The organism is Listeria farberi, from assembly GCF_014229295.1.
Classification (GTDB): Bacteria; Bacillota; Bacilli; order Lactobacillales; family Listeriaceae; genus Listeria; species Listeria farberi.
The window spans coordinates 82,889-95,893 of record NZ_JAARZL010000006.1 but is presented as its reverse complement, the minus strand read 5'-3'; the positions used below and the strand labels follow the sequence as shown (position 1 = coordinate 95,893).

General features: G+C 40.3%; 13 protein-coding genes. 5 read left to right on the top strand and 8 right to left on the bottom strand.

All coding sequences use genetic code 11. From position 1 onward, the window contains the following. Window positions 1-39: 39 nt before the first annotated feature. Complete coding sequence (locus HCB38_RS13555; RefSeq protein WP_185319769.1) at window positions 40-846, bottom strand: helix-turn-helix domain-containing protein; 807 nt, start codon at window positions 844-846, stop codon at window positions 40-42. 115 nt (window positions 847-961) lie between these two features. On the opposite strand from HCB38_RS13555, the gene HCB38_RS13550 reads away from it, so the two are divergent. The 4 genes from HCB38_RS13550 (at window position 962) to HCB38_RS13535 (ending at window position 3,738) form a co-directional block, all read left to right on the top strand. Beyond that, window positions 962-1,432, top strand: a complete 471-nt coding sequence (locus HCB38_RS13550) for a universal stress protein (RefSeq protein WP_185638786.1) — start codon at window positions 962-964, stop codon at window positions 1,430-1,432. A 45-nt stretch (window positions 1,433-1,477) separates the two neighbouring features. Further along, on the top strand, window positions 1,478-1,933 hold the full coding sequence (rpiB, locus tag HCB38_RS13545; RefSeq protein WP_185638785.1) for a ribose 5-phosphate isomerase B: 456 nt from the start codon (window positions 1,478-1,480) through the stop codon (window positions 1,931-1,933). Window positions 1,934-2,127: 194 nt separating this feature from the next. Then, a complete protein-coding gene (locus HCB38_RS13540; protein WP_185319766.1) occupies window positions 2,128-2,469 on the top strand; it encodes a hypothetical protein in 342 nt (113 codons plus the stop codon). A gap of 12 nt (window positions 2,470-2,481) precedes the next feature. After that, the gene (locus HCB38_RS13535) at window positions 2,482-3,738 is read left to right on the top strand and encodes a Y-family DNA polymerase (protein WP_185319765.1); all 1,257 of its coding nucleotides are present in this window, start codon (window positions 2,482-2,484) and stop codon (window positions 3,736-3,738) included. A gap of 1 nt (window position 3,739) precedes the next feature. Here HCB38_RS13535 and HCB38_RS13530 read toward each other — a convergent pair whose 3' ends face one another. The 7 genes from HCB38_RS13530 to HCB38_RS13500 are packed head-to-tail and all read right to left on the bottom strand — an operon-like array spanning window position 3,740 to window position 12,409. Then, window positions 3,740-4,552 carry an alpha/beta fold hydrolase gene (locus HCB38_RS13530; protein WP_185319764.1) on the bottom strand — a complete coding sequence of 271 codons (813 nt, stop codon included), beginning with the start codon at window positions 4,550-4,552 and terminating at the stop codon, window positions 3,740-3,742. Window positions 4,553-4,589: 37 nt separating this feature from the next. Continuing rightward, window positions 4,590-5,285 (bottom strand): response regulator, encoded by a 696-nt coding sequence (locus HCB38_RS13525; RefSeq protein WP_185319763.1) that lies wholly within the window; start codon window positions 5,283-5,285, stop codon window positions 4,590-4,592. Continuing rightward, the gene (locus tag HCB38_RS13520; RefSeq protein WP_185319762.1) at window positions 5,282-7,975 is read right to left on the bottom strand and encodes an ATP-binding protein; all 2,694 of its coding nucleotides are present in this window, start codon (window positions 7,973-7,975) and stop codon (window positions 5,282-5,284) included. The genes HCB38_RS13525 and HCB38_RS13520 overlap by 4 nt, the downstream gene beginning before the upstream one ends. An 18-nt stretch (window positions 7,976-7,993) precedes the next feature. Beyond that, window positions 7,994-8,566: a K(+)-transporting ATPase subunit C gene (gene kdpC / locus HCB38_RS13515; RefSeq protein WP_185638784.1), complete on the bottom strand. Its 573-nt coding sequence runs from the start codon at window positions 8,564-8,566 to the stop codon at window positions 7,994-7,996. Window positions 8,567-8,580: 14 nt separating this feature from the next. Further along, window positions 8,581-10,626, bottom strand: coding sequence for a potassium-transporting ATPase subunit KdpB (kdpB, locus tag HCB38_RS13510; protein ID WP_185638783.1), 2,046 nt, complete (start codon window positions 10,624-10,626; stop codon window positions 8,581-8,583). An 11-nt stretch (window positions 10,627-10,637) separates the two neighbouring features. Beyond that, window positions 10,638-12,323, bottom strand: a complete 1,686-nt coding sequence (gene kdpA / locus HCB38_RS13505) for a potassium-transporting ATPase subunit KdpA (RefSeq protein ID WP_185319759.1) — start codon at window positions 12,321-12,323, stop codon at window positions 10,638-10,640. Next, window positions 12,320-12,409, bottom strand: a complete 90-nt coding sequence (locus tag HCB38_RS13500) for a potassium-transporting ATPase subunit F (protein ID WP_015085182.1) — start codon at window positions 12,407-12,409, stop codon at window positions 12,320-12,322. The genes kdpA and HCB38_RS13500 overlap by 4 nt, the downstream gene beginning before the upstream one ends. A gap of 253 nt (window positions 12,410-12,662) precedes the next feature. On the opposite strand from HCB38_RS13500, the gene HCB38_RS13495 reads away from it, so the two are divergent. Continuing rightward, window positions 12,663-12,968 carry a PTS sugar transporter subunit IIB gene (locus HCB38_RS13495; protein ID WP_003739890.1) on the top strand — a complete coding sequence of 102 codons (306 nt, stop codon included), beginning with the start codon at window positions 12,663-12,665 and terminating at the stop codon, window positions 12,966-12,968. Window positions 12,969-13,005: the final 37 nt, after the last annotated feature.

Sequence of the window (13,005 nt, the reverse complement as noted above, 5' to 3'; positions counted from 1 at the left end):
CACCTCCATATCGATAGTTTAACAAATCAATTTTCTTTTTCATTGTATATTTGCGACATTTTGCAGAAGAATTTGTTTTATTTCGTCTGGCGTGTGATTGCTATATCGCTTAAATTGTTTAATCATATGCGCTTGATCTGAAAAACCATGCAGATAAGCCAGTTCCGCACCTAACACGCTTGGATTTTTATATAAAGACTGCAACACATTTTGAAAACGAATCAATTTTCCAGTTTGTTTTGGTGCGAGTCCCATATGTTTTTGAAAAAGCCGTTCTAACTGTCGCTCAGAGATTACGCCTAGCTTCTGCTGATTTGGATTTCGCAGCAACCCATCTAATTCATTTAAAAAATCGGCATGAACGGGTTTACCAAGCGTCAATAATTTTCGTAATAAAAATTCTTCTAATAAGGTGATTCTTTCGCTATTCGTCGTTGTTTCTGAAAATTCTTCCTGAAAAAATCGGGTGATTCCGCGAAACATATCTTCCGGCTCATTTACTCGGTTCATACTCCCCGCCAAATCCTGTTCGACAAATAAAAACAACGACCACGCATAGAAACGTACTGCAAATAACTCACTACTATTTTCATTATCAGATTCAAACGGCGCATTACTAACTCCAACAAATACAGCATCAGTCACTAACCCTGTTTTCCTATCTATCGTAAAAATAATATCCGCGCATAAATCAGGTACTACTAGATTATTTCCCGGGAAATTCTTATCATCGGCCTCCCAAAAACAACGAATATACCCCGTAAGCCTCGCACTTGGTAGATATTCTTTATAGCCTATACGTTTTGGTGTAGCTACAATTGGATAAAAATTTGTAAGCTTTGCCATAAAGAAACCTCCTTTTCCTCATAGTACCACAAAATTTTCTCTTTAATCATGCTTCTTTCTTTTATTTATGGGTATTAAGTAAATAAGGGGAAAACTTTTGAGAGGGTGATACAAAATGTCTGCTTACAAACGAATTCTTGTTGGTGTTGATGGATCAAACGAAGCGGAAGCCGCACTAAGACGAGCTGTTCAATTTGCCAAAATGGATGGTGCCACGCTTGGTATTGGTTTTGTTGCTGATGTACGCCGAATTGCACCACTAATTGATTATGAGCAAACCTATGCAAAAAAAGCCAAAGCCTACGGAGAAGAATTAGTTGAAATGTACAAAAAAGAGGCCGAAAAAGCTGGTGTCATGCATGTAGAAACTTTTGTTCACTTTGGTACACCAAAAACTACCTTTAATAAAAAAATAACTCGAAATTTTGAACCCGATTTGATTTTAGTAGGCGCAACTGGACTTTCGGTAACGGAGCAATTTATTCTTGGTAGTGTGTCTGAATATACGGCCGCTCATGCACCTTGCGACGTTATTATTGTCCATGCAAAACCTTGGCGCAACAGAAAGACTGTTGAAAAACTCTAATTCATGTATAATGAAGGTATTGATTATACGGCAGGAGGAGAAAAAATGACAGTTAGTAAAGTTGCCATTGCTTCAGACCATGGCGGAATTGAATTACGTAAAAGTATTATTTCTTATCTTGAAAGCGTTGGAATTAGTTATGAAGAATTTGGACCCGAAACACCAGAATCAGTGGATTACCCTGGACTCGCGATTACGGTTAGTGAAAAAGTCGGGAATAATGAAGTTGATCGCGGGATTTTAGTTTGTGGTACAGGTATTGGTATGAGTATTGCGGCTAATAAAGTAAAAGGAATTCGTTGCGCGCTTGTTGGTGATACATTTAGCGCTCATGCAACTCGCGAACATAATGATACAAATGTCCTTGCACTTGGAGCGAGAGTCATAGGTCCAGGACTAGCAGAAGATATTGTCAAAATTTGGTTAGAAACCGAGTATGAAGGTGGCCGGCACGCAAATCGTGTAGGACAAATCACTGCTTATGAAGATAGCCACGCTTAAAAAATTATAACGACCAAGTCTACTTATAGGCTTGGTCTTTTTTTATATTCATTTTATTAATCTTTCACAAATAGTAATTTATTCCCGTTTCTATATCACAAATGAGAACATTTACGCATTGCTAACAAGAACGTTTGTTCGTATAATATATATAAGTAATAGCTAATTATTTGAAATATTGGGGGTGTCATCATATGAGCTACCAAGATCGCGGCATGAAGAAATGGGGCGGTTTTTTATTAAGTGAACATACAGAAGAGATGCAAAATGCTGAGCCAACTTTAGTATGGAAAGAAGCTATGACTACAGAATTTATCGAAAGCGTACTAGCTAGCGCGATGACACATCAGTCTACGCTTGTTATCCAGAAAAAACCATTAAATCCAGAAGCCGCTCCTGAAAATGATATTATTGGTCGTATTTCAGGAGTGGAAAATAACACCATTTATATTAAAAACTCTGAAGGTACTGTCCCGCTTTCCTTCTCTGCCATTCGAAACATAGAAGAAAGGAGTGTCGACAAATGGTACAAGTAGAAGATTACAGCCGTGCACCACGCCGTGATATTTTGTGCATCGATATTAAATCGTTTTTTCGCCTCGGTTGAGTGTGTCAAACGTCGGCTGAATCCACTGGAAGCTTATTTAGTAGTAATGAGTAACGGCGACCGGGCTGGTGGACTTGTTTTAGCTGCAACACCAAAAATGAAAGAAATTCACCGCATTAAAACAGGGTCAAGAATGTATGAACTCCCTACTTGGGATGAGCGCATTATTATTGCACCACCGCGTATGAAACTATATTTAAAAGTAAACGCGATGATTCAAGCTATTTTTAGACGATACGTTCCTGCAGAATTCATTCATGTTTACAGTATTGATGAATGCTTTTTAGACATCACTGGATCACATCTGTTATTTGGTAGTACAAAAGAAATTGTCCATAAAATTCAGCGTGATATTTTAGAGGAATTACGGCTGTATGTCACTGTTGGCATTGGTGACAATCCACTTCTTGCCAAGCTCGCTCTTGATAATGTGGCTAAAAACCGTGATGATGGAATCGCTGAATGGCGCTATGAAGATGTCCCAGAAACAATTTGGAAGATTAAGCATTTAGATGATGTATGCGGAATCGGTCACAGGACTGCTACTCGACTACAAAAAATGGGGATTTTCACTATGTATCAACTTAGCCAAACCCCGCCCCAAGTATTAAAAAACGCAATGGGAGTTATTGGCGAACAGCTTTACTATCACGCACACGGAATTGATTACAGTCTTTTAAACGAAAAATATGTCCCTGTTAGTAAAAGTTATGGAAAAAGCCAAATTCTGGAAAAAGACTATCATATTCCGGCTGAAGTGGAGATAGTTATTCGTGAAATGGTTGAGGAAGTAGCAATGCGTTTGCGCCAAAACCATGTGGATACGGAGGTTATTCATTTAAGTATCGGCTACAGCAAATACAGCATAAAAAAAGGATTCAGCCATCAAGCTAAAATCCCTTCTACTAGTAGTAGTCATGCGCTTATCCCTTATTTCTTGCAACTATTCAGACGTTACGATGAACGCGAACCCGTGCGCTCCATTGCGATTTCGTGTGGTAAACTCACTTTAAAAACCGGACTGCAACTCAATCTATTTGAGGACGCCACTCGCACATTAAATCACGAGCAATTAGAAGTAACTGTCGATAAAATTCGCACTCGTTATGGTTTTAAATCACTTATGCATGCGAGCAGTTTACTAAATGGAGCGACTGGATTAAAACGTTCTGAAATGGTTGGTGGTCACAAAGGTTAACTTATTCTGGTTTTACGCGGAACAAGAAATCCTCTACCATTGTTGTAAATATTTTTGGTTGTTCAATTTGTAAATTATGCCCTGCAAAATCAAGAATAGCAAAAGAAGCATGTGGATATTTTTCGAGCAATGTAAGCCCGTCTGCGTATCCCACATGATCATCTTGACGACCAAATAAGAATAATGCCGGTATATCGAACAAAGCTTTTTCATCTGGGTCAAAGCTCAGCGCATAGTTTGCTGATAATCGGTCCAAAAATTCCGAGTCCGCATTAATTATTCCAGCCATTACTTCTGCTAAGAAACGATTCCAGTTTCTCGCTGTTAAAATGACGCCACTTTTTGAAAAATAAGTTCTGTCTTCCACAGATAACAATTCCAAAAAAGCTTCATCTTCATACATGACTTTTTGTTCTGGTAATGTTCTTCTTTCCTTTTCTGGGTAGATTACTGGACAGATAAGCAAGAGACCAAGCACTCTACCTGGCATTTTTGCTGCTATTCCACGAGCTAAATAACCACCATAAGATTCCCCGGCGAGTATAAACTGCTGGCCAGGGATTACTGCTTCAATAAATTCTAACAACAAAGTGAGTACATGGTCGGCATTTTGAATAGAATCATAGTTCTCGGTTTTTCCCATTCCTGGTAAATCTAAATAAATGCGTGAAAACGGGCTTTCTTTGTCAAAAACTGGTTCCATACAACCAATCATCAGCTGCGAATCAGGCGCAAAGCCATGAATCATTATTATTGGTATTCCTTCACCATATTTTTCATAATAAACGTCTACGCTACGGATTGTTTTATGCATACTAATTCCTCCTGGCGTTTATTTTTATCATAACATATTATTCTTCTGCCATCCGGTACCCAACACCTATTTCCGTCAAAATATAGGCTGGCTCAGCAGGATTTTTTTCGATTTTCCGCCTAATATTACTCATGTTTACCCGCAGTGCTTGGTTTTCACTTGGATAAGGTCCCCAAATTTCCCGAATAATAAAATCATGTGTAAGGACTTTTCCAGCATGGCGAGCTAATAGGAGCAAAATTTTATATTCAATCGGCGTAAAGTGAATTTCTGTATCGCCCATTTTGACAAGTCGGCGATCGTCATCGATATAAAGGTCTTGAATGTGGATAATATGGTCATTTGGCGCTTCTTTGCTGCTTGGTTGAATGTGTCGTAGCGCTGTTCGAATACGCGCAAGTAGTTCTGATGTGCCGAATGGTTTCGTAATATAATCATCTGCGCCAAGGTCAAGTGCAGTTACTTTCTCCCGTTCATGATCACGCGCAGATACAACAATAATCGGCACTTTTGACCAAACACGAATATCCCGGAGCACATCTAGTCCTTCCACATCTGGCAAACCAAGGTCAAGCAACACTACATCCGGTGAATGGCTAGCTGTCTGTTCTAGCGCTTCTTTACCGTTCACTGCTTTAATCACCGCATAATCGCTAGCCGTCAAAACAGCTGAAATAAAATTACTAATGCCTTCTTCATCTTCCACAATTAGCACAAGTCGTTTGCTGTTCATTTTCCATCTCCTCCGTCTAGTGGCAAAGTGAACCAGAATGTCGCCCCGCCATGTTCGTTGTTTTTCGCTTCTAAAGTCCCGTCATGCGCTCGAATAATCGACATACAAATCGATAAACCAAGTCCTAGTCCGCGCGACATATCCGAACGTTCTCTCGCTTCCACAGCAAAAGTATCAAATAAATCTGGCAAGCGATTTTCCGGAATGCCTTTTCCGTTATCACGAACACTAAAAATCGCACTTTCCTTCGTTTTCGTCACGTTCACCCAAACTTCCGCACCAGGCCCACCATGTCGTAGCGCATTTTCCATTAAATTAATAAGGACTTGCTCAATTAGCGTACCGTCCATTGGAACCATAAGAAGGTCACGTGGTACTTTGACATGGATAGTTCGATCTGTGAAACGTTTTTTTATTCGACCAACAGCCTCACCAACAATTTCTTCCACAGCTTCTGGGGCTCGTTCCAAGCTCACTAAGCCTTCACTAATTCGTGTAACAGATAATAAGTTCTCAACCATCCGAATGAGCCAACCAGAATCATCTTTAATACCTTTAATCAAATTGTGTTCTGTTTCTTTATCTAATTCCGTTTCTTTTTCAAGTAAGGCTGAACTTGCTCCAACAATACCTGTTAGCGGTGTTCTTAAATCATGTGAAATTGCCCGAAGTAAATTACTTCTCATTTTTTCTTTGGCTGATTCGATAATGATTTGGCGTTGTTCTTCTGATAAATATTGCCGTTCTAGAGCTAGCGCCACTTGGGAACTAATCATTCGTAAAAATATCCGATTATCTTGTGTAAGCGGACCATCTTCCGAGGAGCAAGAAACGCCAATAACCCCAAGCACTTTCCCTTGCGACATGACTGGCATATAATAACCAAATGCTCCCATCAATGTATCAGTTCCGGCACCAGCCCGCTTTTTATTTTTAAAAACCCAGTGCGCGACAGCTTCTTCATCCGCACTAAGAAGCGCACTCGCATCTTCTTTTCCTTCCGCTTGTACGAAAATCCCTTTATTACTTTTAGCAGGGTCCGCAGAATAAAAAATGACAGAACGACTAAATAGATGCAAAATATATTCATTAGTTAAATCAATAATTCCTTTTAAATTGCGGGTGACTAATAGCCTTTTGTTGATTTCATAAAGCACTTCGGTTCGACGTTCGCGCTCGACAGCTAGGCTAGCTTGCGTTTTAATTCGCACAGTTAGCGCACTTGTAATAAGAGCGACTAAAAGCATAATTCCGAACGTCACCGGATAGCCCGCTTGAATTGTATTAAACGTATAAAGTGGTGTCGTGAAAAAGAAATTAAATAACATCACACCAATGATAGAACCCATAACACCATAAACATAGCCGCTTGTTACGCGAGAAATAATTAACACGGATAAAATATACACCATAATAACATTTTGATCGCCGATGCCAAATTCACTTAAAGCGACACATATCGCTGTTGCCAAAGTTAGCAGTAAAATCATTTTTGCCATATCATGCCAAGTCAAGAAGTTTTTAAAACGCATTTTCATTCGGCGTTTTTTAGTTTTTGGTTGGCTTGATGGGATAATATGCATATCAACATTATCCAGATGCGTAATAAGGCGATCCTCAAAATCTTCTTCAAATAAAGACCTTAATCCCATACGGCGACGTGATTTTCCAACGACGATATTTGTAACTCCTGTCAACCGGGCGTATTCGGCTACTGTCTCTGCAATGTCATGTCCAGCCAGTGTGACAATTTCAGCACCAAGTCGTTCAGCGAGTTCCATTGTTTCCCGAAGACATTTTTTCTCTGCCTTAGTCATGTAATCATTTTCTTCATTTTCAATATAAAGAGCGGTCCATGGTGCGCGGAAAGCCTCGGCGGTGCGCGCTGTCCAACGAATAAGTTTTGCAGACGAAGGCGAAGTGCTAATACAAACTAGCCATTTACTACTCGCTCGCTTTTCTGGATAAACACCTGTTTGATCATATTCGTGGCTAATTCGGTCGGCTGCTTTTCGCATCGCAATTTCACGCAATAGTTTTAAGTTTTCTCTAGTGAAGAAGTTCTGCATGGCTGTTTTTGCGCGCGCTGGCTGGTAAATTTTGCCCTGTTCTAACCGTTTTAGAAGTTCATCGGGTTCAATATCAATTAACTTTACTCGGTCCGCCTCATCAAAAACATAGTCAGGAATCGTTTCGCGAACAGCTACTTTAGTGATACCTTCTACAATATCATTTAAGCTTTCAATATGTTGCACATTGACAGTCGTATATACATCGATTCCCGCTTGGAGCAATTCTTCCACATCTTGAAAGCGTTTCTTATTGCGTACGCCTGATGCATTCGTATGTGCGAGTTCATCTACCAAAATAAGTTCCGGTTTTCGTTTCAAAGCTTCGTCCAAATCAAATTCTTTAAGCGCGATATTTTTATGATTGATTGCTTTAGGAGGGATAATCGGAATTCCTTCTAACATTCTAAGTGTTTCTTCTCTAGCATGAGGTTCAATATAACCCGCTACTACATCTACACCCGCTGCTAGTTGATCCTTGGCATCACTTAACATGGCGTAAGTCTTCCCAACACCTGCTGCAAATCCAAAATATATTTTTAACTTACCTACTGAAGAATCTGTTGTTTCTTCTTGCAAATTCACCAGTAGTGCATCCGGACTTGGACGATTCGTCTCCATATACTCGCCTCCAACTACTTACATTTTCAAACTATCTAATGCTAAATTCACTTGTAACACATTCACAGTTGGCTCACCCCAAAAACCTAACAATCGCTTACTTGTATATTCAGCAATAATTTCTTTAACCACTTTGGTAGAAATTCCGCGTTCCTTAGAAATCCGGTCCACTTGATAAGCAGCTGCTGCCTCTGAAATGTCAGGATCTACTCCACTTGCTGAAGCTGTCACCAAATCCATTGGAATAACGCGGTTGTTGGCTGGATCTAGTTTGTGCCACCAAGCAATTCGTTTTTCAACTAATTGTTTTTGTTCTTCGCTAGTTGGGTTTAAATTAGTCGCCGCCCCGTCACTCGCAGCTCGCCCGATTAAGTATTCAGGCTGAGTAAATGTTTGGCCAATTTCGGTAGAACCATATTTTCCTGATTCCCCGTCTGCTAACTTCCCTTCTATTATACTGCCATTTGCTTTGTCCTGGAAAGCCGCACCTGCAATAATTGTGACAACCCCCGGATAAATTACGCCACATACCAATGTTAAAAGTAGAAATCCCACTACTGCCGGCTTCCAAATTTGCATAAATCTTTTCATGTTCTCTCCCCCTCTTAAACGATTCCTAAAACAGTTAACAGCATATCAATTAATTTAATAGCAATAAACGGCGCAATTAAACCACCGAGACCATAAATCAACATATTGCGACTTAATAACTTTCCAGCTGGCATTTCACGGTATTTTACGCCCTTTAAAGACAAAGGAATTAAAATTATAATAATCACCGCGTTATAAATAATTGCAGATAAAATCGCACTCGTCGGACTTGTTAAATTCATTAAGTTAAGTGCTTCAAGTTGTGGGAAAATCCCGTAAAAAAGTACAGGGATAATCGCAAAGTATTTCGCCAAATCATTGGCAACACTAAATGTAGTCAAAGCTCCGCGAGTCATTAAAAGTTGTTTTCCAATCCGAACAATATCAATTAATTTAGTCGGGCTAGAATCAAGGTCAACCATATTTCCAGCTTCTTTGGCAGCTTGAGTCCCTGTATTCATCGCAACAGCTACATCGGCTTGTGCAAGAGCTGGTGCGTCATTCGTCCCGTCTCCTGTCATTGCAACCAAATGTCCTTCTCGTTGATATTCGCGAATTAATTCCAATTTTGCTTCTGGAGTTGCTTCAGCTAGAAAATCATCCACACCAGCCTCTGCCGCGATTGCTGCTGCGGTCATTGGGTTATCACCGGTAATCATAATGGTTTTAATACCCATTTTCCGCAAATCAAGGAAACGTTCTTTCACTCCATTTTTCACGATATCTTTTAAATAAATAACGCCCAGCACTTTATTATTTCGAACTACTACAAGCGGTGTTCCGCCAGCACCTGCCACTTTGCTTACAATCGTATCGCATTCGTCTGGGTACGCGCCGCCATTTGCAGTTACATACGCTCGAACTGCATCAGCAGCGCCTTTTCGAATTGTATTTTCTTGATAATCAATCCCACTCATTCGTGTTGTTGCAGTAAAAGGTATAAACTCTGCGTGCATTTCAGCAAAATCTCGGCCGCGAATATCAAAACGTTCTTTTGCTAATACAACAATGCTTCGACCTTCTGCAGTTTCATCTGCAATCGAGGACAGTTGAGCCGCATCCGCTAACTCTTGTTCTGTCACCCCATCCACTGGTAAAAATTCGCTTGCTTTCCGATTTCCTAGTGTAATCGTACCAGTTTTATCAAGTAAAAGTACATCCACATCTCCAGCCGCCTCAATCGCCCGGCCACTCATTGCTAAAACATTCGCTTGATTTAAACGGCTCATTCCAGCAATTCCAATGGATGAAAGCAATGCGCCGATAGTAGTTGGCGCCAAACAAACGAGCAAAGCAATCACATTCGTAATCGAAATCGCCGAACCAGCACCTGCCTGTTTACTCGCAAAATCAGTAAATGGTAAAAGCGTTGCTGAAACAGCCAGAAAAATAATTGAAAGCGTCACAAGTAAAATTTGCAAAGCTATCTCATTTGGCGTCTTTTTCCGTGAAGCGCCTTCCACCATCGCAATCATTTTATCTAAGAAACTTTCTCCAGACACCGCCGTTACACGAACAACTAACCAGTCAGAAACAAGTGTAGTTCCGCCCGTCACAGCGCTCCTATCCCCACCAGACTCACGGATTACCGGCGCGGATTCTCCTGTTATCGCACTTTCATCAACCGAGGCCGCACCTTCAATAACTTCACCGTCCATCGGGATTTGTTCATTCGCAAGAACATACACAATATCGCCTTTTTTCAAATCATTCGAAGCTACTTCAATCACATCAGTTTTATCATCAACATTCTTTAATTTTCGAGCTAAAACGTCTTTTCGAGCCATTTTTAAACTATCAGCCTGTGCTCGACCTCGACCTTCCGCAATCGCCTCTGCAAAATTTGCAAATAACACTGTAAACCATAAAATTAGCGCAATCGCTAGCGTATAACCGGACTTCTCATCCGAAATACCGAAAAAGCCAAGAAAATAAAGGCTCGTTGCCAAAATCGCACCTACATAAACAAGCAACATTACCGGATTTTTCACTTGCAGTTTTGGAGACAATTTTTTCATCGACTGAATTAGCGCATCTTTCCAAATACCATTTTCCATCATTTCCATTCACCTCATTTGAAAGTTGTAAAGAAGTCCGCAATCGGTCCAAGTGCAAGCGCCGGCAAGAAACTAAGGGCGCCAACAAGTACCACAACACCAATTAAAAGACCAATAAACATGCCATTTTTCGTCGATAATGTTCCACTACTAGCTGCAACCGAACTCTTTCCAGCCATATTTTGAGCCAAGTAAAGCGCCGCAACAAGTGGGATAAAACGAGCAAGTAACATCATTACTGCGCCGACCATATTTGTAAATGTCGTATCCGCTGCAAACCCAGCAAAAGCACTACCATTATTATTTCCCATTGAAGTAAATGCATAAAGTACCTCAGAAAAACCGTGCGCCCCACTCGCCGAAACAGAAGCTTGCACACTCGGCATCATTACCGCAACCGCCGTACCAAACAAAGTCAACAGCGGAGGAACTAAAATAAGCAAACAAACCATTTTCATATCATAAGGTTCAATTTTCTTCCCTAAATATTCTGGCGTCCGCCCAACCAATAGTCCCGCAATAAACACCGTCAAAATAATAAAGCCAATCATTCCATAAAGTCCACTACCAACGCCGCCAAAAATAACTTCACCAAGCTGCATAAAGAACATCGGAACTAGCCCACCGAGCGGAGTCAAGCTATCGTGCATCGCATTCACAGCCCCGTTTGAAGCAGCCGTAGTAGAAGCCGCAAAAAGCGACGATCCACCAACACCAAAACGCACCTCTTTACCTTCCAAACTTCCAGAAGCCGCAACCCCTTGGTAACTTGGACCTGCAAATTGTTCTGAGATAGTGATGGCAACAACACCAACGACGAAAACAATCATCATCGCCGTCATAATTGCGCGCCCTTGCTTACTGTCCTTCACCGCGCGCCCAAACATTACAACAAGCGCAACTGGAATAAGCAAAATTGCAAGCATCTCTATTAAATTAGTAAAACTAGATGGATTTTCAAAAGGAAACGCAGAATTCGCTCCAAAAAAACCGCCGCCATTTGTTCCAAGCTGCTTAATTGCAATTTGACTTGCAGCCGGACCTAGTGGAATCAATTGTTTCGCTCCATTTTCAAGCGTCTCAACAACTGAATAATCAGCAAATGATTGCACCACACCTTGTGAAACTAGAAGAAGCGCCAAAATAAGCGAAAGTGGCAACAGAATATACAATGTCACCCGAAATAAATCTTGCCAAAAATTTCCTACTGTTTTCTGTTTCTTCCATATAAAACCACGTATTACCGCAAATAAAACTGCAATCCCTGTCGCTGCTGAAACAAAATTTTGTACTGTTAACCCAATCGACTGGGAAAAATAAGATAAAGTTGCCTCACCTGAATAAGCTTGCCAGTTCGTATTCGACACAAAACTCGCTGCTGTATTAAATGCAAGACTAAAGCTAAGACCTTTCATACCTTCCGGGTTAAGTGGTAAAAAGCCTTGCATCATTAACACTGCCATTACAAATACAAAACCAACCGCGCTAAAAGCAAGTACCGACACAGCATAACGTTTCGCTGACATTCCAACCTCACTCACACCCATCAGCCGATAACCAAACCGTTCAACCGGCTCAAGCACTCGGGACAAAAACACTTTTTCCCCAATCATTACTTTATACATATAAATTCCAAGTGGTACGGCTAAAACTAACAACAATACAACAAAAAACACATCTTGCAGCACGATATACTTCATAAATCCTCACCTCTAAATAACACATAAAATAAATACACCAACAAGCCTAAACCGATTATTCCAGCAATCACTAGAACAACACCCATTTTCCGTTCACCCCTTCATCGTACTCTTTCCACCACTAATCCTATCAACAAACGTATAAAGACAGTGTTAAGATTAGAGAAGCTTACATAAAGATTCCGTTAAAATCCTAATGTGTGTAATTTTTACACACAAAAAAAGCCAATGTGTAAGCAAAAAACAAAATGAAAACCCTTTTATAGCCACATTTAAAGTTGGCACGGTACTTGCATATATAATAAGTGTTAAGAGAATTATCTAGAGGAGGAAATAATCATGAAAACAATTATGTTAGTATGTTCAGCAGGTATGTCTACCAGCTTACTAGTTACAAAAATGGAAAAAGCCGCTGCAGAAAAAGGCCTTGAAGCGAAAATTTTTGCCGTTGCAGAAGCAGAAGCAGCTAACCATTTAGACGAAATCGACGTATTATTACTTGGACCACAAGTACGTTTCTTAGAAGGCAACATGAAGAAAAAATTGGAGCCAAAAGGTATTCCATTAGCTGTTATTAACAGTGTTGATTATGGAATGATGAAAGGCGACAAAGTTTTAGAACAAGCATTAGATTTAATGAAGTAAAAAGAGGGTAATTACAGCTAGCTAGCTGAAAATTATA